This window comes from Sphingomonas pruni NBRC 15498 (assembly GCF_001598455.1).
Classification (GTDB): domain Bacteria; phylum Pseudomonadota; class Alphaproteobacteria; order Sphingomonadales; family Sphingomonadaceae; genus Sphingomonas; species Sphingomonas pruni.
Map to the genome: position 1 here is coordinate 1 of NZ_BCYZ01000008.1, position 16315 is coordinate 16315.

A 16315-nucleotide genomic window follows, 5' to 3' on the forward strand; every position below is an offset into this window, starting at 1 on the left:
GCTCGGCAAGATCCTGCCCGGCTGCGTGATCTTCTCGGACGAATTGAACCATGCCTCGATGATCGCGGGGATCCGCAATTCAGGCTGCGAGAAGCGCGTGTTCCGGCACAACGACCTTGCCCATCTCGAGGAATTGCTGGCCGCCGAGGATCCCAACGCGCCCAAATTGATCGCGTTCGAGAGCGTCTATTCGATGGAGGGCGACATCGCCCCGATCGGTGCGATCTGCGACCTGGCGGACAAGTACAACGCGCTGACCTATCTCGACGAAGTCCACGCCGTCGGCATGTACGGCCCGCGCGGTGGCGGCATTTCGGAGCGTGACGAGGTCGCCGACCGCATCACGATCATCGAAGGCACGCTCGGCAAGGCATTCGGCGTGATGGGCGGCTATGTCGCCGCCGACCAGACGATCATCGACGTGATCCGCTCCTACGCGCCGGGGTTCATCTTCACCACCTCGCTGTCGCCGGTACTGGTCGCGGGCGTGCTGGCGTCGGTCCGCCACCTCAAGCAATCGAGCGTCGAGCGCGAGGGCCAGCAGGCGTCGGCCGCGATGCTCAAGGCGATGATGACCGAAGCAGGCTTGCCCGTGCTCCCCGGCGATACGCATATCGTGCCGCTGATGGTCGGCGATCCGGTCAACGCGAAGCGGATCAGCGACATCCTGCTCGCCGAATATGGCGTCTACGTCCAGCCGATCAATTACCCGACCGTCCCCCGCGGCACCGAACGCCTGCGCTTCACCCCCGGGCCAACGCATGACGAAGCAATGATGCGCGAGCTGACCGAGGCATTGGTCGAAATCTGGGATCGGCTGGAACTTCGGCCCGCTGCTTGACCTTCAATCTGAAAGGAACGTGCTATGACCACTGTTCAAATCGCGACCGACCATGTCGACATCGTCTCCGCCAAGGATTTCGAGACAACCGTCGAGCACCTCGCGGCAGCCCTGGGCAAGGCGAGCACCGGCGAACTGATGGAACGGCTCGCCAACAGTCAAAGCTGGGAAGACTATGCGGAACAGTGCGCCTCGCTCGCTGGCAGCAGCGGCCTCATCGAAGTCGGGCATCTCAACTGGGGGGAGGTGCTCTCGCTGTCGGGTGTGGCGATGAAGGCGCGGTGCTTCATCGTCGGCAACCCGCTGACGGCGCAAAAGCTGCTGTCGGCGGGCGGCGCGAAGGTCGGGCTTTACTTGCCCGCGAAAATCCTGGTGTTCGAAGCGAACGACGGAAAGGCGCATGTCGCGTACGACACCTTCGGCTCGCTTATGAAACCGTTCGGCCTCGACGCACTTGATCGCGTCGCCTCAGCCATCGACGCTGTTCTCGAACGGCTGGCGTTTGCGGCCGCCAACTGAAGGGCCAAGCAGGCGGTACGCCGACGTGCGGACTCAATCGGCTGTCCAGAGCGAGAACGGGACATCCGAACGAGATGCTCGTTACAGCCGCACCGCCAGAAATCGGCGTGGCGTTCGCTATGAATTCCAAACGCGATGTTCGTCCGGCCGCGCCTTGGCGAAGCGGCGAGGAGGTTGGCCGAAGACGCGCTTGAAAGCCGCACCGAACGCGCTCTCCGATTCATATCCGACCGACGCGGCGACTCCCGCGATCGATTTCCGCCCGGTGCGCAACTCGTCTGCGGCAAGCAGCATGCGCCACCGCGTCAAATATTCCATGACAGGCTCGCCCAGCAGGTCACGGAAGCGGATTGCGAAGCTCGTTCGCGACATTCCGGCGGTGCCGGCCAGTCCCTCCAACGTCCAGCGTCGGGCAGGCTTGGCGTGCATGGCCGTCATCGCCGCGCAAATCCTCGGGTCGCTCAACGCATATAGCCAGCCCTGCGCGCCTTCCGGTCCATCCACGAGATGGAGGCGGAGCGCTTCGATCAGCAACGCCTGGATCAGATGCCGGGCGAGAAGTTCGCCACCTGGCCGTGGCGAGCGCAGCTCGCTCATCAGTCTGGCGATCGGCGCGATCAGCTCGCCGTCCGTGGCGCCGGCCCGGATATGGACGAAGGGAGGTAGGAGACTGAGCAAAATACCGGCATGGTTGCTCTCGATCTCGAAAAAACCGCCCATCCCAGTGACCTCGCCGCCGCCATTGAGAACCGCGGTTTCGCCCGGAGCGAGGGATGGAAAGAAGACGAAGCCATTGACGGCCGGTACTGTCGGATCGCTATAGAGCCTGAACTTCTCCCGGCCCGCCAGAAGTGCAAGATCGCCGGCACCGAGCATGATCGACGGCGCGCCGTCGACTTCGAGCCAGCACGATCCCGATTGGAGCGCATAGCATTTGATCCCTGCGGCCGAGGGAAAGTCGATCGCCCAGCCGCCGGCGGCATCCAGCCCACGCAGGCCATAGGCGCTGGGCCGCAGCATACCGAGAATGTCGGACATCGGGTCCACTGACGAATCCTGAACGATGGCGATAGAAATGTGGCCGTAACAGCATGTTCTGTACGGCAACTCCAACATATTTGCGAGGAACGAGACGAACCGAACCCGACAGCCGAGGATGAACGTGACGCACAACAGCGCTCTTTGGATCACGAGAAAGCGCGGCCCCTTCGCCGTCGATTCGGCACCAATGCCGGAACCCCGCACAGGCGAGATCGTGGTCCAGACCCGTGCGATCGCCGTAAATCCGTTCGAGCGACTGATCCAAACCGTCGGCGACCTCATCACGCCCTGGATTCGCTATCCGGCGATTGTCGGTACCGACGTGGCCGGAGAAGTGGTTGCTCTCGGATCTGGGGTGACACGTTTTGCCATCGGGGACCGCGTCATTGGCTTCGCTGCCGGCGCAGAGAAAGGGCATCGGTCCGCCGAGGGGGCGTTCCAGTCCTACGTCGTTTTGCTCGAGCACATGACCAGTCCGGTCCCCGCATCGATACCGCTCGAGGCCGCCTCGGCCCTGCCCCTGGCGATCTGCACGGCGGCAGCCGGCCTGTTCGAGAGCGACAAGCTCGCAATGAGCCCGCCTTCAGAAACGCCCGCGCGAAAGAACGAAACCTTGCTGGTCTGGGGCGGCTCGACCAGCGTCGGCTGCAACGCCATCCAGCTCGCGGTGGCCGCGGGTTACGACGTCGTCGCCACCGCCTCACCCGCCAATCACGCCTATCTGAAAAAGCTCGGAGCGCGCGCCGTCATCGACCGATGCGATCCTTACGCAACTGCCTCGGTGATCGGTGCCATGCGGGGCCGGCGGACCTGTGGTGCCATAGCGATCGGTTCCGGCTCCGCGCGCGCTTGCATCGACGCGTTGGCGGCCGCGAGCGACGGTCGCCGGTTCGTCGCCCTGGCAACGCCGCCAGTATCGTTCGACGATGTCCCCGCCGGCGCCGGCCGTTGGCGCAAGCTGGTTCCCGTCCTGGCTCGGATCGTGTTGGACAATCTCGGTCTGATGCTGCGCGCCCGCCAGAGGGGCGTTCGCACCAAATTCATATGGGGCGGCTCGCCGGTCGGAAATGACATCGGACCGATGATATTCGAACACTATCTTCCCGCCGCGCTGGCCACGGGCCGCTATATTCCGGCACCTGACGTCGAGGTGGCCGGTGATGGGCTGACGGCCATTCCTGGCGCCCTCGAACGCCAGCGCCGCGGCGTCTCCTGCCTGAAGCTTGTGGTTCGCATTTGATGCTTGGACGATCTCGCGGGTGAGCTTGGCAGTCCGCTACGATTGTTCAAGCAAACGAATTACATGCGGCCTGGGCCCAACGTCGTCTGCGCTTGGAGTAAGACCACCGACTTGTTAGATTTGCGCTATGTCTGTCGTGGAGATGATCGAAACAAGCGCCGTCGCCGCCGTCATCAGCGATCCGCGCCTGCCCGACAATCCGATCATCGCCTGCAACGCGCCGTTCATGCTGCTGACCGGCTATGATCGCGAAGAGATTCTCGGCCGGAACTGCCGCTTCCTGCGCGGTCCCGAGACAGAGCCTGGGATCAGCGAAACGCTGAGGCAAGCCATCGGCAACCGCCAGCCGGTGATGGTCGAAATCCTCAATTACCGGAAGGACGGCTCGCCCTTCCGTTGCAGCAATTCGGCTTGCGCGCGGCGCGCCAGCTATTGCCCTCCCGGATGATCAGTCGGCACGAAAGCCACGACACGCGCCGGCGCGGCGCTGCATCGCGCGAGCTTGATCGGGAAGAACGCCACCCGGAAACCTGTTGCAGGCAATTCGCCCAGGTTTACGAGTTGCTGGACGATGAAGGCCTCCCGCTGCGTGATCGCCTTGTGTCCATCCCACAGCGTCGTCTTGTCACCGCCGCTGCGGAACCGAGCGCTCATCACGGGAAACGGCAAATCCCAACCGACCGCATCGGTCCCAAGTATCGTCGCACCAAGGCTGGTTAGGTGGAGCGTCCCCTCGCGCGACATCCCCGGTTGATTGAAGAACTCGGGGTCGTCCATCGTGTAGCGCTCCTGCCCGGTTCGGACGAGCACGGCATCTCCTCGCTCGATGGGCCTCCCGACGGCGTCGATCGCCCGGTCGAGCATCTCAATCGTGATCGGCTCCCCTCCGCGCGCCCATTCCCGAACGTCCAGCACCATCGCGGGGCGGAACAATTCGTCGAGCGTGATGTCGGTAATCGTGCGAGCGGGTGCCCCTCCGCTGCGCGTGCCGCTGTGCAACGGAGCGTCGACATGCGTGCCGCAATGCGACGAAAGGTCGTTGAGCCGTTCAGCACCCCAGCCCTCGCCGTCGGGTAAATCGTCGTGAGAGCATCCAAGGCTGGCGCAGAACTCGTTCTTGCCACCCTCTTCGGCTGGATTGAGGTAGTCGATGCGGGGCGCGATCACTCCCGCGACATGGGCAAGCGCCGGAGGCAGTTTGTCGCGATTGGCTGGATCGAGGGTAGCGGTCAGGTCGACGAGGCGCATCATTGGATCTCCTTGGGATTGGCCAAGTGGCGCGCATCGAGCGTCGCCCGCAGTTCGGCTTTCAGAATCTTGCCGTAGCTGCTCTTGGGCAGCTCCTCGACGAAGCGGTATTCGCGCGGCCGCTTGTAGCGAGCGATCGACGCTAGGCAGAACTTCTCCAGCTCTGCCGCGGTAGCGGGGGTTCGCAACACGACGAAGGCAACGGGGACTTCACCCCACTCGCGATCTGGGCAACCAACGACTGCCGCCTCCCGGACGGCCGGATGACGCAGTAGCGTTTCCTCGATCTCGCGCGGATAGATGTTAGAGCCGCCGGAAATCACCATGTCCTTCGCCCGGTCGACAAGCGTGAGAAGACCGGTCGAGCCGACGCGGCCGATATCACCCGTGCGGAGCCAACCATCCTGGAACGCCTTGTCGGTCGCCGACTGATCGTTCCAGTAGCCGGCCATCACCACGCGCCCGCGAACCTGGACTTCGCCTGCCTCACCCACCGGGAGCGCCTGCCCCGACTCGTCGGCGATCCGCAGCTCGACGCCGGTGCGCGGAATGCCGACGCTCCCGAGCAATTCCTCCCGGTCATGTTCGCCAGAGTCCGCGAGCAGTTCCGACGGGATGTGAGCAATGGTACAGGGCGCCTCTCCCTGGCCATATCCGCCCCACAGCCGCATCGCACCCAAGGCAGCGATCGCGCGCTTGAGATCCTGCGCATACATCGGCGCACCGCCGAACATGATCTTCGCGACGCGCCCTCGCGATGCCTCACCGAGGAAGTCAGGGTCGGCCAACCGGTTGAGCAAGGTTGGCACGGCGAACAGCGAAGAGCGTCGATGGAGGAGCAGTGCTCGTCGCACGGCGGGAGCGTCGAGCGCGCCGGTCGGCATCACGACCTGAGGCAGCCCCTGCTGGAGGAACGCCAGTCCCAGCAGCCCGCCGGCGTGCGATAGCGGAGCGGTGTGGAGCATCGCCTCGTCGACCGCGCAACCGCTGTCGGCGAGGAAACTGTCGATCATCGCCTGAAGGTTGTGGTGTGTGAGCGTCGCGCCCTTGGCACGCCCGGTGGTGCCGCTCGTATAGAAAAGCCAGGCGCCAGCGCCCATTGGCAGCTCGACCGCCGGATTGGCGTCCTCGCCGGCCGACGCCCGCCTATAGGTATCGCTATCGACATCCAGGATGTCTCGAGACGAGACCGCTGCGATTCCCTGCGCCAGCTCTGGCGTGGCGATACACAGGCGGGCCCCACAGTTTGCCATGAGGGCTTCCGCTTCGGCCGGCAACAGCCGGGAATTCATCGGCGCAACGATCAGCCCGGCCTGCCATGCGCCAAGCAGGATCTCGAAAAAGGAATCGTGGTTGCTCATCGCCAGCGCCACGCGCTCGCCGGGATATATCCCGCGAGCGCGAAATTGATACGCGAGCGACCGGGCACGGCGTGCAAGGGTCGCGAAATCCATTGCTGTGCCGTCCGCGGACATCACGGCTGTCGCGCGCGGTGTCCGCGCTGCGACCCGCTCCGCCAAGAGTCCTAGATTCATGATCACCCCGCCCGACCGAGTATCAGAACTGACGCCACTGCTTCCTCGCAGCCGAGGAACCCGCCGCCATTCTCCACGAGGCCGAAAGACGCGTTCTCAACCTGGCGATCGCCGGCGCGCCCACGGAGCTGGTTCGCGACCTCGTGGACCTGCGCGAGACCCGTTGCGCCGATCGGATGGCCGTTACACTCCAGGCCGCCCGACACGTTGACGGGAATGCGTCCTCCTATCGTGGTCTCGCCCCGCAACGTGGCTGCCCCGCCCTCACCCTCGGGCACGAGCCCGAGCGCCTCGATCTGGATGATCTCGCCGGCGGCAGTGGCGTCGTGCACCTCAGCGACGCCCATGTCGCGCGGGCCAAGACCGGCCAGTTCGTAAGCGAGTGACGAGAGACGTCGAGTGATGGGGGCAGCGGCGGCGGCTTCCGCCGATAGTGACCCGGACCCGAGCACCCCGGCCAGCACCCGCACAGGATGCGCGTCGGGAAATCTCGATAAAGCGTCTCGGTTGCAGACGATGGCGGCGGCGGCGCCGTTCCCGATCGGGGCGCACATCGGAAGCGTGAGAGGCCACACGACCTCGCGCGCGGCGAGAACTTGCTCGACGCTCATTGGCTGGCGCCGTTGAGCGTCAGGGTTCGAACCGGCATGCGTCAGGTTCTTCGAAGCGACTGCGGCGAAGGCCTCCCTGGTGGTGCCGAACCTGGACATGTGTTCGCTCGCGAGCTTCGCGTATATGTCCATGAAGACCGACCGCCGCTGCGATGCGTCGCCGTAGGGCAGCGGCGTCTCCACGTCCGTCGCCCCGGAGAAGAAGGCCTTTTCAGCAGCGGGGTTGCCGGTCGAAAGCCTTTCCGACCCGACAGCCAGCACCACGTCGGCATCGCCGGCCCTCAGTGTCGTCAAGGCCTGCAGTAACGCAGTGGTCGCGCTCGCGCAGGCATTCTCGACGTTGATAACCGGGATCTGCTCGAAGCCGAAGTCGCGCAACGCGATCTGCCCGCGGATCATATGCTGACCGCCGAGCGCGCCCTGTCCGGCGTTCGAAAAGAATGCCGCGGCTATGTCACTCTTGCCGACGCCCGCGTCTGAAAGCGCCATACCGATGGCGATCGCGGCCAGTTGCTTTACGCTCGACGCGGGATCTGAAGTGAACGGCGTTCGACCGTTGCCGATGATGAAAAGGTCGTCAGGCGACATGCTGAGATTCTCGTCGGGGAAGTGAAAGAAAAAGTCCGGCAGCCGGCAGGTAACCAAGGGCCGCCCAGGCGAGCGCGTGTCGCAACCCGGCGGCGGGTCCCAACGCATCCGCTAAAATGCCTACGACCCACGGGCCGCCACCCGCCCCGAGCGTGTTGATCAATAGCAGGACGACCGCCGAGGCGGTCGCGCGGCGGCCGGGCACGGCCTGTCTCTGAGCTTCCGACATGACGGGCGCGAGCAACAGGCTGTGAGAGAACGCCATCGCGCACGACAACCATACAAACGCTTGTCGGCCCTCGGTCAGGCAAGCAGCGACCAGCAGCGCTGCCGTACAGATGCTGATGATCGCGCAGAGTCGCGGCAACGGCACGCGCCTGGAACGGTCGGCGACAATTCCCGCCAGGCCACCCCCAAGAATTCCAAGCATGTTGCCGGCACCAAGAGCCGCACCAAGGGCGGTGGCACCGCCCTGCCCGTGGATGCGCAGTCCCAAGGGTGGTAGCCAGGCCAAAGCGGCGAAGCCGCCGAACGCCGCGAAGCCCATCGCGGTTGCGAGCATCAACAGCGATCGGCCGGAACTGCCCGGCACATCGTGCGGCGAAATCAAAGGCGTGATCGCCCGGGCGGGGGCCTCTCGCGGCACGGCCAGCCAGATGACGATGGCCAGGATAAGGCCCGGCGCGCCGATGGCCGCGAGCGCCGTTCGCCAACCGAGCGCGTTCGCCAGCACGCCTCCCAGCGCAAGGCCGAGGGCAAGGCCGATGCCCGAGCCCGTCGAGTAGATAGCCATCCCCACCGGGGTCCATCGGCCCTTGAACGTGTCGGCCAGGATCGAATGGGCGGGCGGCGTACCACCCGCTTCGCCAACCCCGACACCGACGCGCGTGGCGGCAAGGGAACCGAAGCCGATGGCGCGGCTCGCCGCCATCGTCATGACGCTCCAAAGGGCGAGCGACAAGGAGATCACCTGGACGCGGCCCCAACGGTCCGCCAACGCGGCCATCGGAACGCCGAGCGCCGCGTAGACCAGCGAAAAGGCAAAGCCGAGCAGCAGGCCGATCTGAGCGTCGCTCAGGGCCAGGTCTCGCTTGACCGGCTCCACCATCGCGACCAGAGCGAAGCGATCCATGAAGTTGAAGGCGTAAGCGAGCGTGAGCAAGCCGAGGGTCGCGAACGCGCGCGGTCCCGGCATCCGGTCAGAATTTGAAGCGGAGATCGACGCCATACGTCCGCCCCCGGTTGATGCTACCGATGAACACCAGGTCGTTAGCCAGCGGCACGACCGCCCCTACGTAGCGATCGTCGGTGAGGTTCTTGCCCCAGACCTCGATCGTCGCACCCTTGATCCCAGCGGGCGAGAAGCCGATCCTGGCCTCGAGATTCTCATAGCCTGGGTTGCTGTTAAGAAGGTCGTTCTGCGCGCGGTAATATTCGCGGCTTTGCCAGGAATAGCCGGCGTGCAGGCTCAACTGTCCCGCGCGACCTAGCACCGTATCGTAGTCGGCCGATGCGCGGAGCGACCAGCGGGGGGCCTGGTTGAGGCGGTTGCCGCTAAAATCGAGAGCACCCAGCGTGTAGCGGTCGTAGCGGGCGTTGAGATAGGCGCCGGTGAAGCCCAGCGTCAGGCCGGGCGCTGCACGACCGAGAACCTCGAGTTCCACCCCGTCGATCGTCGCTTTGGCTGCGTTCTGGATGGTGATCTGGCCGATCCCCGCAGCGAACCGGACCTGCAGGTCGTCATAATTCATGTGGAAGACGGAGAGGTTGAGACGTGCCCGCCGGTCGAGAAAGTCGGTCTTGATCCCGACCTCGTAGGAAACGACCTTTTCCGGATTGAAGGCGGGAGAACCGGCTTGGGTGGCGTTAAAGCCGCCGCTCTTGAAGCCCTGGGCAACGGTAATATAGCCGAGGACGCCGGTTGTAGGCCTGATGTTGAGCGTGAGATCGCCCGTCAGATTGCCCCAGCTTTTCGACAGGTTCTCTACGGTGTTCGATGGCACAGGCGACGTCGCGACGATCGCGCGTCGCATCTGCTTTCGCTCATAGCTGTAGCGCAAGCCGCCTTCGAGCTCGAACAGGTCGCTCAGCTTCCACTCGAGGTGCGAGAAGCCGGCGAACGAGGTCGAGGTGTTTCTCGCGGAAGTGCTGCTGGACAAGATGTTGGCGCTTTGCGCGAGGAAATTCACCCGGAAGCCGAAATCGCTTTTCTCATCATACGCAAAGGCGCCAACCATCCATTTGAATGCGCCGGCGTCACCCGCGAGCCTCAACTCCTCGCTATAAGCGTCCGACCGCACGGACTGAAAAGACGCGCTGTCGCGCAGGATTGCGAGGGGAGCGGGAATGCGGCCAAGAGCGACCGCAGTAAGGAACGTGGCTGCATCGGTAGCGTCGGCGTCGTAGCGGACGTTGAAACCGAGATGTCGGTAGCCGCTCACGGAGGTCAATTTGACGGTGTCCGAAAGCTTCTGACCGATCGTCAGCCCGACACCGCCGACGTCTCGATGCAACCTGCGGTCGGGCAAGTCGAGCGAGACCGTGTCCGGATTTCCGTAGGAGCCGCCGTTCACGGTGAGATTCTTGAGCACGGTATCCGCGGCCGTGCGACCGTAGTCGGCGGTCAGATCGATGGTCGGACCGCCGGCCGCCGCAGCGTCGTAGCGCGCGACCAGCCGCAGCAGCCCTTCCTCGCTGGCCCGCTCACGCCTCCCGGTCAATGTGTTGGTGAGATCCCCGCCGAAGGTGGAGTAGCTGAACGAAAGTCGAGCACTCAGGCGAGGCGCGAGACCGCCTTCGACTGCCCCGCGGGCATGGTAGTAGCCGAAATTACCGGCGCCCGCCTCAATCGTGCCGCCGAATTGGGCGCTCGGCTTCCTTGTAATGATGCTGATCGCACCTGCAGTGGAGTTGCGGCCGTAGAGTGTGCCCTGCGGACCCTTCAGCACTTCGATTCGCTCGATGTCCACCAGCGAGAAGAACTGGCCCTGCGGCCGCCCGAGATAGACTCCGTCCAGATAGACGGCCACCGGTTCGTCCTGACCGATGCCGCCGTCCTGGCCGGCAATACCCCGGATCGAGATGATCGAGTTCGCGGTCAACCTCGGTTCGCCGATCGAGACATTCGGGACGAGTCCCTTGAGACCCGATACGTCCGTGATGCCGAGCTTCGTGACTGCGTCGCCGCCGAAGGCAGTGATCGCCCCGGATGTGTCCTGCAGGTTGGTCTCGCGCTTCTTGGCGACGACGACGATGTCGGCCAGTTGATCGTTGGAGTTCGACGCGGTCGTGTCCTGTGGCGGCGGTGTGGTGCCAGCGCCGGGCGCGGACTGCGCTGAAGCCGGGGCTCCGGCGAACATGGCCGCACCGATCGATGCCGTAACGATAACGCTCTTCATTCTTCCCTCCCTAAATCGCGACGCCCTCTGCGGGGTCTTCAGCGCGTGATCGTGTTGCGGAGCGAGCCGATGCCGGTGGCCCGTAGTTCGACGGACTGTCCGGGCTGGAGGCGCCTCCCCTGCTCGGTCGCCGAGCCGTAGGCGCACGTCCCGGAGCCGATTACCTCGCCCGCCACGAGCGGTGAGATACGGCTGAACTGACTGAGCGCTTCGAACACACCGTGATGCATGTTGCGGGTCGAGCCTGCCGACCATTGCTCCCCGTCGACCCAGGCGCTGAGCTCGAGGTCGTGGGGGTCACCGATCTCGTCAGCCGTTACGATGCAGGGGCCGAGGCTGGTCGCGAAGTCCTTGCCCATACAGGGTCCCGCGCCGGATTTGGCGACATCGATCTGGAGATCGCGCGCGGACCAATCGTTCATGAGGGTGTATCCGAAGACGCATCCCTCTGCCTGTTCGGGAGTCAGGTCATAGCCGGGACGCCCGACGACGACGCCGATCTCCAACTCGTAATCCAGGACCTCGGACTCGCTCGGCCATGCCAAGGGAGCGTCCGGCCCGATTACAGCGTGATGATTGCCATTGTAGTAGCAGCAGCGACGATAGACGACCTCCGGTAGCTTGAACTGGTCGGTCTCTAGGAGCGTCAATGCGGCAGCCTCGGGGTCGGCAGCGCCCCTCGCCGCTAATTTCGCGAGTTCGCGCCTGATGATCTCGAGATGCTCGATGAACATCCCGGCATCCCGAAGCCGGGCGGGTACGGGCAGCGGTGAGAGGAGCTGAATGCAATCGAGTGCGATGGCATGCGCGGGAGTCGCCGTTTCAATTAGGGCGCGCATGGCGCACAGCGCCGAGGGCCCTTCTTCGATGATCCTGAGCATCGATGCATACCGACTGCCGTCGCCGCCGCCCGCACGGTCAGCTGCAGCGAGGTCGAGAAGCATGGCGTCAGCAATCTCGACGCCAGTGCGCACGCTGCCTTCAGACTGAAAACTGTAGAGCCTCATCGCCCCTCCCAAAACCCTTATTCTGAGTCGTCACTCAGTTGAGTGAACACTCAGTGTCATGTTGCGGAGTATGGGTCAAGATGCGATGCAGCGAGGATGAAGGTGATCGCTCAGCAAGATTCGAGAGCTACGAAAGCGTCGGACGGCGCCGCGCCTCGCCGAACCCGCGGCGTCTCGAAAAATCCAGAGGAGGCCCGCCGCAGGATTCTGGAGGCCGCTATCCGGCTATTCGGGCGTCAAGGTTTCAAGGCGACGTCGACCGAGCACATCGCAGAAGCGGCAGGCTACAGTCAGGCAACCGTGTTCTTTCATTTCCAGACGAAGAGCGGGCTGCTCAAGGCGTGCCTCGATGAGGCTCTTGAGAAGGCTAAGGTCTTGGTCCCGACTGGTGGCCACGTCGGCACCTTGGCCTTGGTGGAGAAGCTGGATAACGTCTTCGACGACAATCCGACCGCGGAATTCTTCGCGCGCATGATGTTGGAGCAGAGCAGTAACGACGTCGTGCGTCCCATCTACGCGGACTTCCACGCGCACATTCGCGATATGATCCGCGACGAGATCGTTGAGGAGCTCGGCGTAGCCGTCGAGATGGCCAATCATACTGCGGCAACCATACTCAGCATGATGATCGGAGTGCACGCCGAGTATAGAGTCGAGCATGTAAGGTTCGATCGCTCGGACTATCGGACCATGCTTATGACGGTAACGCGGCTCACGTTGGAGGCACTGCGACGGCCTTAGGGGGCTGTAGAAAACGCGATTCCGTTGAGAAGACTTGCGAGCCGGTTTCCCCTGCGAGGGCCGCCAGAGCGATGGCTCCGGCAGATGGCTCAGGCGGGCCGTGCGACAACTGCAGCCGTCGGGTTCGTTGATAGCAGGTCGCGAAAGCTGCCGCTCCTGCTCAAGCCACCGCCACCAGGTTCGGGGAGGCTCGCAGGCGGGCTATGTCGCGAGCCGGCGGTTCGCCAAACTGGCGGCGATACTCACGACTGAATTGTGAGGGGCTCTCGTATCCGACGCTCAGCGCCGCGGAGGCGACGTCAAGGCCATTGACGAGCATGAGGCTGCGAGCATCCTGGAGTCTAAGCTGCTTCTGGAACGCCAGTGGCGTCATGGCCGTGACCGAGCGGAAGTGCGCATGGAAGCTCGAAGGGCTCATCCCGACTTCGTCGGCGAGACGATCGATATTCAGCCGTCCGCGGAAATTCCTCCCGATCAGGGCAATCGCGCGGGCGATCTGCGCGAGCGGGCCCTGCCCGGCGGTGACTTGGCGCATCCTGGCGCCATCCGCGCCGGCGAGGAGACGGTAAAGGATTTCCTGCTCTGCGAGCGGCCCGAGTATGGGTTGCGCGACCGGGTCGTCGAGCAAGCGAAGCAGGCGGAGCGTCGCGTCCAGCAGGCCGTCGCTGGCGTCCGACACCGTCTTGCCAATCGGCGGGGCCGCAATGCCGGGAGCGGGTGGAACGCGCAACGCCAACTCTCCGAGCATCACCGGATCGAAGTCGAGGTAGAGACAAAGATAGGGGTGGTCGGGCCTCGCTTCGACCACATGACCGACCGCCGGCAGCTCGTAGGTGACGATCCCGTACCGACCCGGCGCGTATCTAAAGACGTGATCGCCAAGCATGATGTCCTTTCGCCCTTGGACGACGAGGCAGAGTTGCGGCCGATAAACATTCGGCATCGGCATCGTGACCGTGGAGGATCGAGCAAGCGTCACGCGTTCCATCATCGTGGCATGAAAGCCATCATTGGGCGTGTGTCGGTCGATAATAGAAACAATTTCAGACAGAAACTGCATGGTGCGACATTGGCATGTGCACAATTCGGCCGCCACCATTTTCCGCTCCATTTGCGGGATTGGGCAGAAATTTCAGCGGATCGGGCTACCGCTTAATCGGCGCTCAGTTCCAGAGAGGAATGCCCTCGCGAGTTAAAGGAAAGCGAGCGGTAAAGATATCTGGAGCGCATTTGATGATGGATTTTCTCACGACGCCGACGGTCGCACTGGGTACCTGGGCTTGGGGTGATAGCGGCAAGGCCGGGGAAGGCTATTTCGGCAGCGGCTTTGGGCAGGCGGGCCTCGATCTAATCGCCGACAGGGCGTTCGCGGCAGGCTTGAACCTGTGGGATACGGCGGCCGTATACGGCATGGGTCGTGCCGAAACTATCTTGGGACGGGTCTTGAGCCGTTTCCCGCGCAGCGACTATCGACTCTCCACGAAGTTCACGCCTCAGGCAGCGGGCCCCGGCGACAATCCCGTCGCCGACATGCTGGACCAAAGCCTGGCCCGGCTTGGTCTCGCATTCATCGACCTGTACTGGATCCATAATCCGCTGGACGTCGCCCGATGGACACCGCTCGTCGTCCCGCTGCTCGAAAGCGGGAAGGTCAAGCATGTTGGTCTCTCGAACCATGATCTGAGTGAAATCGAACAGGCTACCCGGATTCTCGGAAGAGCCGGTTTCACTGTCGACGCCATCCAGGGCCATTACAGCCTCCTCCACCGCGGCAGCGAGCGCGCCGGCATTTTGGACTATTGCCGCGATCAGGAGATTCCCTTCCTCGCCTATATGGTACTCGAGCAGGGTGCGCTGAGCGGTAAATACAGCCCCGAGGCGCCTCTTCCTGAGGGTACCGAGCGTGCCAAGATCTATAATGGCATGCTGCCCCAACTGAAGGCCCTGACCGACCGGCTTGCCTCGATGGGCGAGGAGCGCGGCGTCGCCGCTTCCGAAGTCGCGATCGCCTGGGCAATCTCGAAGGGTACGACGCCGATTATCGGCGTTACGCACCCCGCTCAGGTCGACGGGTTCGTGCGAGCCGCCAAGGTCGGACTGAGCGGTGACGAAATCGCAGAGCTGGAAGTCTTGGCTGGCGCCGCTGGCGTGAATACGCGGGGCTGGTGGGAGAAGGAGATGGAGCCCGAGCTGTAGGCCGTCGTGCTGAGGCAACTGACGACCCTGCCAACCGCAAATTGGCAACGTCAGCGACGCACTTCCCCACCTGACATTCTAGAGCAGTCGCGCCTTGTCTGGAAACTCGCCTTCCGACATCCGACAGCCCGAGAACGACAATTGCTCGGCGTCGATTGGAGGAATGAACACCTTCTCCTTGCCCGCGTCGAGAGGGTCCGCTGCTCAGGCAAGGGCGGGAACTTCCGTCGGTATGTCGCACCATCGGACGTCGCTGTATCGAGGTAGTCAGGTGGCTGGGATAGCGAAGCTTATCGCAGCTGGCTGTCTTTGCTGCCACGGCGATTGATGCCGCTGAACGCGACGTGGTGCCGATCACGTTGAGACTGGCACGCGATGCACGTGCGCACACCCGGAAGCGCAAGCCGGCGCTTCTCGGGTATCTCCTCCCCGCAGGCCTCGCATTCTTCGAGGCCTTCGCCGCTCGGCAAGCGCAAACGGGCGTGTGCGAGAGCATCGGCGATGCTGTCTTCTATTTGGTCTTGAACGGCGCTGTCGGGCGCCCATCCGCTCGCCATGCGGGCCTCATCTAGTTGAAGTATACGGGAGATATAGGAATTGGGAAGGAAATTGCCATGACCGCGCCGCCCAGGCTGCCGCCATCAGCAGTGCCGAGTTCGAACCGCGTTAGCCGTCGCTCCCAGGAGCCTGACGCGGGCATCGTCCCCGAGATCGCAAATTGTGCCTTCACCCCCCGATGTCGCGAGCGGTCGCAATCAAATATTGCATCGAGCAATTTTGTGGTTGCAAGAACACGATAAATTGCAGTGAGCACGGCCCTAAGAGGATGGTGAATGTCGGATTTGTCTTCAGAGATCGAACGTCGGGCTACACAATGGATGGAAGCGTGGATTGCACTGGATCGTGCGACCCTCGAGGATTGCCTGGCAGATGATTTTGCATTGATCGCCTCTGCCTGGCCGCAACGGAGGATGGAAAGGGCGGCGTGGCTGGCAACGGTAGACCAATATCGTTGCTCGGCCTTCACCTATGCCCAAGTCCAGGTGCGTGGGCTGACGGCGGACATCGCGGTCATGTCTTCGATCGCTACGCAGCAGGCCCAGCTCGAAGGCCTCGATCGTTCTGGTTCATTCTGGCTTTCAGACGTTTGGCGAAAGGAGCCGGACGGGGCGTGGCGCGTGTGTGCGAGGTACAGCTCACTTCCGGAGGGAGCGAATGCTTCCGCGTCGACCCTCGATCGACTAAATCAAGATCGCTGATCGCATAGCCGAGGACAGAACCAGTGTGCCCGCTATGCGCCCTCAATCGAATCCCTGACGCTGCCCTCGGAAATTCTGGAGGCTAGTCCAG

16 protein-coding genes are annotated in these 16315 nt (G+C 63.5%); 7 read left to right on the forward strand and 9 right to left on the reverse strand.

The annotated features are described in order from the left end of the window. Together hemA and SPR01S_RS03545 are read left to right on the forward strand one after the other, a co-directional pair. Positions 1 to 841: 5-aminolevulinate synthase (hemA, locus tag SPR01S_RS03540; protein ID WP_066585038.1), on the forward strand; the 841-nt coding region annotated here is incomplete at its 5' end. Between the two features lie 24 nt (positions 842 to 865). Beyond that, a complete protein-coding gene (locus SPR01S_RS03545; RefSeq protein WP_066585043.1) occupies positions 866 to 1360 on the forward strand; it encodes a DUF302 domain-containing protein in 495 nt (164 codons plus the stop codon). A 117-nt stretch (positions 1361 to 1477) separates the two neighbouring features. Here SPR01S_RS03545 and SPR01S_RS03550 read toward each other — a convergent pair whose 3' ends face one another. After that, the gene (locus tag SPR01S_RS03550; protein WP_245661855.1) at positions 1478 to 2398 is read right to left on the reverse strand and encodes an AraC family transcriptional regulator; all 921 of its coding nucleotides are present in this window, start codon (positions 2396 to 2398) and stop codon (positions 1478 to 1480) included. 118 nt (positions 2399 to 2516) lie between these two features. On the opposite strand from SPR01S_RS03550, the gene SPR01S_RS03555 reads away from it, so the two are divergent. After that, positions 2517 to 3641 carry a zinc-binding alcohol dehydrogenase family protein gene (locus tag SPR01S_RS03555; RefSeq protein ID WP_066585047.1) on the forward strand — a complete coding sequence of 375 codons (1125 nt, stop codon included), beginning with the start codon at positions 2517 to 2519 and terminating at the stop codon, positions 3639 to 3641. A 127-nt stretch (positions 3642 to 3768) separates the two neighbouring features. Beyond that, entirely contained in the window at positions 3769 to 4089 is a 321-nt protein-coding gene (locus SPR01S_RS03560; protein WP_169803367.1) for a PAS domain-containing protein, read from the forward strand. Here the strand turns inward: SPR01S_RS03560 and SPR01S_RS03565 are convergent. The 6 genes from SPR01S_RS03565 to SPR01S_RS03590 are packed head-to-tail and all read right to left on the reverse strand — an operon-like array spanning position 4071 to position 12028. Continuing rightward, a complete protein-coding gene (locus SPR01S_RS03565) occupies positions 4071 to 4892 on the reverse strand; it encodes a cyclase family protein (RefSeq protein WP_066585049.1) in 822 nt (273 codons plus the stop codon). The two genes, SPR01S_RS03560 and SPR01S_RS03565, sit on opposite strands and share 19 nt — an antisense overlap. Next, entirely contained in the window at positions 4889 to 6424 is a 1536-nt protein-coding gene (locus SPR01S_RS03570; protein WP_084250906.1) for a class I adenylate-forming enzyme family protein, read from the reverse strand. The genes SPR01S_RS03565 and SPR01S_RS03570 overlap by 4 nt, the downstream gene beginning before the upstream one ends. 2 nt (positions 6425 to 6426) lie before the next feature. Beyond that, the gene (locus SPR01S_RS03575) at positions 6427 to 7623 is read right to left on the reverse strand and encodes a thiolase family protein (RefSeq protein WP_066585055.1); all 1197 of its coding nucleotides are present in this window, start codon (positions 7621 to 7623) and stop codon (positions 6427 to 6429) included. Next, positions 7613 to 8851 (reverse strand): MFS transporter, encoded by a 1239-nt coding sequence (locus SPR01S_RS03580; RefSeq protein WP_084250907.1) that lies wholly within the window; start codon positions 8849 to 8851, stop codon positions 7613 to 7615. The genes SPR01S_RS03575 and SPR01S_RS03580 overlap by 11 nt, the downstream gene beginning before the upstream one ends. Then, a complete protein-coding gene (locus tag SPR01S_RS03585; protein WP_066585061.1) occupies positions 8823 to 11021 on the reverse strand; it encodes a TonB-dependent receptor in 2199 nt (732 codons plus the stop codon). The genes SPR01S_RS03580 and SPR01S_RS03585 overlap by 29 nt, the downstream gene beginning before the upstream one ends. Before the next feature lie 38 nt (positions 11022 to 11059). Next, positions 11060 to 12028 (reverse strand): fumarylacetoacetate hydrolase family protein, encoded by a 969-nt coding sequence (locus tag SPR01S_RS03590; RefSeq protein ID WP_066585063.1) that lies wholly within the window; start codon positions 12026 to 12028, stop codon positions 11060 to 11062. A 96-nt stretch (positions 12029 to 12124) separates the two neighbouring features. On the opposite strand from SPR01S_RS03590, the gene SPR01S_RS03595 reads away from it, so the two are divergent. Continuing rightward, the gene (locus tag SPR01S_RS03595; RefSeq protein WP_066585066.1) at positions 12125 to 12769 is read left to right on the forward strand and encodes a TetR/AcrR family transcriptional regulator; all 645 of its coding nucleotides are present in this window, start codon (positions 12125 to 12127) and stop codon (positions 12767 to 12769) included. A gap of 160 nt (positions 12770 to 12929) precedes the next feature. Here SPR01S_RS03595 and SPR01S_RS03600 read toward each other — a convergent pair whose 3' ends face one another. Then, positions 12930 to 13868 carry an AraC family transcriptional regulator gene (locus SPR01S_RS03600; protein WP_218016696.1) on the reverse strand — a complete coding sequence of 313 codons (939 nt, stop codon included), beginning with the start codon at positions 13866 to 13868 and terminating at the stop codon, positions 12930 to 12932. A gap of 134 nt (positions 13869 to 14002) precedes the next feature. Between SPR01S_RS03600 and SPR01S_RS03605 the strand changes: the two genes are divergently transcribed. Continuing rightward, positions 14003 to 14965 (forward strand): aldo/keto reductase, encoded by a 963-nt coding sequence (locus SPR01S_RS03605; protein WP_066585069.1) that lies wholly within the window; start codon positions 14003 to 14005, stop codon positions 14963 to 14965. A gap of 290 nt (positions 14966 to 15255) precedes the next feature. On the opposite strand, the gene SPR01S_RS21125 is transcribed toward SPR01S_RS03605, so the two are convergent. After that, the gene (locus SPR01S_RS21125; protein WP_084250908.1) at positions 15256 to 15522 is read right to left on the reverse strand and encodes a DksA/TraR family C4-type zinc finger protein; all 267 of its coding nucleotides are present in this window, start codon (positions 15520 to 15522) and stop codon (positions 15256 to 15258) included. 276 nt (positions 15523 to 15798) lie between these two features. Between SPR01S_RS21125 and SPR01S_RS03615 the strand changes: the two genes are divergently transcribed. After that, complete coding sequence (locus tag SPR01S_RS03615; protein ID WP_084250909.1) at positions 15799 to 16224, forward strand: nuclear transport factor 2 family protein; 426 nt, start codon at positions 15799 to 15801, stop codon at positions 16222 to 16224. The last annotated feature ends 91 nt before the right edge of the window (positions 16225 to 16315 follow it).

Excerpts from the sequence above, each read along its gene's own strand:
- SPR01S_RS03545 (WP_066585043.1), top strand. The coding sequence starts at position 866 with ATGACCACTGTTCAAATCGCGACCGACCATGTCGACATCGTCTCCGCC.
- SPR01S_RS03550 (WP_245661855.1), bottom strand. The coding sequence starts at position 2,398 with ATGTCCGACATTCTCGGTATGCTGCGGCCCAGCGCCTATGGCCTGCGT.
- SPR01S_RS03555 (WP_066585047.1), top strand. The coding sequence starts at position 2,517 with ATGAACGTGACGCACAACAGCGCTCTTTGGATCACGAGAAAGCGCGGC.
- SPR01S_RS03560 (WP_169803367.1), top strand. The coding sequence starts at position 3,769 with ATGTCTGTCGTGGAGATGATCGAAACAAGCGCCGTCGCCGCCGTCATC.
- SPR01S_RS03565 (WP_066585049.1), bottom strand. The coding sequence starts at position 4,892 with ATGATGCGCCTCGTCGACCTGACCGCTACCCTCGATCCAGCCAATCGC.
- SPR01S_RS03570 (WP_084250906.1), bottom strand. The coding sequence starts at position 6,424 with ATGAATCTAGGACTCTTGGCGGAGCGGGTCGCAGCGCGGACACCGCGC.
- SPR01S_RS03575 (WP_066585055.1), bottom strand. The coding sequence starts at position 7,623 with ATGTCGCCTGACGACCTTTTCATCATCGGCAACGGTCGAACGCCGTTC.
- SPR01S_RS03580 (WP_084250907.1), bottom strand. The coding sequence starts at position 8,851 with ATGGCGTCGATCTCCGCTTCAAATTCTGACCGGATGCCGGGACCGCGC.
- SPR01S_RS03585 (WP_066585061.1), bottom strand. The coding sequence starts at position 11,021 with ATGAAGAGCGTTATCGTTACGGCATCGATCGGTGCGGCCATGTTCGCC.
- SPR01S_RS03590 (WP_066585063.1), bottom strand. The coding sequence starts at position 12,028 with ATGAGGCTCTACAGTTTTCAGTCTGAAGGCAGCGTGCGCACTGGCGTC.
- SPR01S_RS03595 (WP_066585066.1), top strand. The coding sequence starts at position 12,125 with ATGAAGGTGATCGCTCAGCAAGATTCGAGAGCTACGAAAGCGTCGGAC.
- SPR01S_RS03600 (WP_218016696.1), bottom strand. The coding sequence starts at position 13,868 with ATGGTGGCGGCCGAATTGTGCACATGCCAATGTCGCACCATGCAGTTT.
- SPR01S_RS03605 (WP_066585069.1), top strand. The coding sequence starts at position 14,003 with ATGATGGATTTTCTCACGACGCCGACGGTCGCACTGGGTACCTGGGCT.
- SPR01S_RS21125 (WP_084250908.1), bottom strand. The coding sequence starts at position 15,522 with ATGGCGAGCGGATGGGCGCCCGACAGCGCCGTTCAAGACCAAATAGAA.
- SPR01S_RS03615 (WP_084250909.1), top strand. The coding sequence starts at position 15,799 with ATGTCGGATTTGTCTTCAGAGATCGAACGTCGGGCTACACAATGGATG.